Source organism: Methylophaga sp. UBA1464 (genome assembly GCF_002325665.1).
GTDB lineage: Bacteria > Pseudomonadota > Gammaproteobacteria > Nitrosococcales > Methylophagaceae > Methylophaga.
The window spans coordinates 1-2,278 of the sequence record NZ_DCSO01000059.1 but is presented as its reverse complement, the minus strand read 5'-3'; the positions used below and the strand labels follow the sequence as shown (position 1 = coordinate 2,278).

Sequence of the window (2,278 nt, the reverse complement as noted above, 5' to 3'; positions counted from 1 at the left end):
GGTGGATGGAATTTTCGATGACTTGCTTTGCTGCATGATCAAGCTCCCTTTTTGGACTCCGAAGAATCACATAAGTCATGCAATATTATGTGCTTTATGGCCGTTATGGTCTCTGACTGACAATGCAAAATGTTCAGAAAATATTACATTATCGGCATATTGCATGCCGTATAGATAGTACAGAAAATCACCACACAAACTGATTTTGGTTTGTGTGGTGAGATAACTGTCTAGCCTTTAGGTCCGAGAAAGAACCAGATGATCAGGCCGACTACCGGGAAGAACAATAATATTAAAATCCATAACACTTTTGCTAACGTACCGGCACCACTTTTGGCCACTTTAAGAATAGCCCAAATGATGATGATCAGCCAAATAAGACCTAAAAGGCCGCCAACTTCAACACCCATTTTGTTGCTCCTTTGCTAGTGTGATATCAAGTAACTCTCCTCTAGCATAAACGATAAGCATGGTATTGAACCAACTCTTTTCAGGGCGTTGCCGGTTCAATCACCTCACCGGAGTAGGCTTTCAAGCCGCCGCCCAATGCCTTGTACAGTGTTAATTGATTTCGTAAACGCGCCAGTTGAGTATCAATTTGGGCTAACTGGGCATCAATATGACTGCGCTGCGCATCCAGAACTTCCAGATAGCTGTCTACACCGGCGTCATAACGGATTTCAGCTAACTGCAGGCTGCGACCAGTGGCTTTGGTCAAATCCTGTTGCGCATTAAGTTGCGCATCAAGCGTTTGCCTTGCCTGCATTTCATCCAGCACTTCTTTGAATGCCTGCTGGATCGTTTCCTGATAACGCGCGATATTAATATCTTTTTGCAGTTCGGCTACATCCAGGTTGGCATCGTTAACTCCCCAATCAAGCAGCGGTAGTGATAATTGTGGTGAAATTTGCCAGAGCCGACTTCCTGAGTTAGTTAAATCAGAAGGTGTTGAGCCGCCAAGACCAATAGCCGCCGTCAGACTGATTCGTGGGAAGAAAGCGGCTCTTGCAGCACCAATGTTGGCATTGGCGGCTTTGAGTTGATGTTCCGCCTGCATCACATCAGGTCTTGACAGTAATACTTCGGAAGATAAATTCACCGGTAAGTCCTGTAATGTATGTACATCTTCTCCCCATTTAGCCGTCCATTGCTGGCGGTCCAATGTTTGACCGACTAATAATTCCAGTGCGGTAAAGTTCTGATTGGCCTGTTGCTGGTAGCGTGATTCGGCAATTCGGGCTTCATGCAAAGCTGTTTCCGCCTGTCTTAATGCAAGTTCCGAGGCCAGGCCTGATTCAAATCGTTTGTTAATCAGCTCATAACTTTCTTCCCGGGCTTCGCGGGTTGAGCGTGAGAACTCCAGCTGGGCAATGGTTGCCTGCCAGCTGAACCAGGCATCAGCCACTTCAGAAACCAATGTCAATTGAATGCTTTTACGACTGGCTTCACTGGCAAGAAACTGTTCCAGTGCGGCTTGCTGTAAACTGTCAATCCGGCCAAAAAAGTCTATTTCCCAGGCCGAGATTCCGACACCAATTTGGTATTCTTCATAAATACCACCACCGCCAATAGCCTGGCTGCCGGAGCTAACACCTTCAGGTACTCTTTGACGTGTGGCACTGGCAGTGCCATCAACCGCTGGCAACCGTTCGGCACGTTGAATTTTGTACTGCGCCCGAAGCTGCTCAACCTGGAAAATGGTGGCGCGTAAATTACGATTATTTTCCAGAGACAATGCAATTAATTGTTGTAGCTGTTTGTCCTGATAAAACTCCTGCCAGCCTGTATCAGCAGCCAAAGAAGCATTGACAATCGATTCACTGCTTTCCAGCATCACTGGATTGGCTGGACGTTGATAATCAGGAATCATCGAGCAGGCACCCAGCGCTGCCGATAGTGTTATTACAGAAATCAGTTTCAATTTGGCATTCATGCCGATTCTCCTTGAGAAACCTGCTGTTTGGCAGGTGTTTTACCGGTTATCTTGCTGGCTAATGTAAAAACCAGCACAAAAAACATTGGGACAAAGAATATGGCCAGTCCTGTAGCGGTTACCATGCCGCCAAACACCCCGGTGCCGATGGCATTCTGGCTGGCAGAACCTGCACCGGTGCTGAGCATTAATGGCGTAACTCCCAGCATGAAGGTTAACGCGGTCATGGCGATGGGGCGTAACCTCATACGTACCGCTTCCAGCGTAGCATCCACTAATGACATGCCGTCTTCGTATAAGGTTTTAGCGAACTCAACAATCAGAATGGCGTTACGGGAGGACAGG

The 2,278-nt window shown here is 47.2% G+C and carries 3 protein-coding genes; all 3 read right to left on the bottom strand.

All coding sequences use genetic code 11. The features are described 5' to 3' along the window. Nucleotides 1-230 precede the first annotated feature (230 nt). Nucleotides 231-410: a PLDc N-terminal domain-containing protein gene (locus B3O33_RS07290; protein ID WP_226070887.1), complete on the bottom strand. Its 180-nt coding sequence runs from the start codon at nucleotides 408-410 to the stop codon at nucleotides 231-233. Between the two features lie 80 nt (nucleotides 411-490). Then, nucleotides 491-1,933: an efflux transporter outer membrane subunit gene (locus tag B3O33_RS07285; RefSeq protein ID WP_292361309.1), complete on the bottom strand. Its 1,443-nt coding sequence runs from the start codon at nucleotides 1,931-1,933 to the stop codon at nucleotides 491-493. Next, a partial coding sequence (locus B3O33_RS07280; RefSeq protein ID WP_292363294.1) for an efflux RND transporter permease subunit occupies nucleotides 1,930-2,278 on the bottom strand: 349 nt, incomplete at its 5' end. The genes B3O33_RS07285 and B3O33_RS07280, both read right to left, overlap by 4 nt.

What these genes read in the sequence shown, in the direction of transcription:
- B3O33_RS07285 (WP_292361309.1), bottom strand. Translation starts at nt 1,933, where the DNA reads ATGAATGCCAAATTGAAACTGATTTCTGTAATAACACTATCGGCAGCG.
- B3O33_RS07290 (WP_226070887.1), bottom strand. Translation starts at nt 410, where the DNA reads ATGGGTGTTGAAGTTGGCGGCCTTTTAGGTCTTATTTGGCTGATCATC.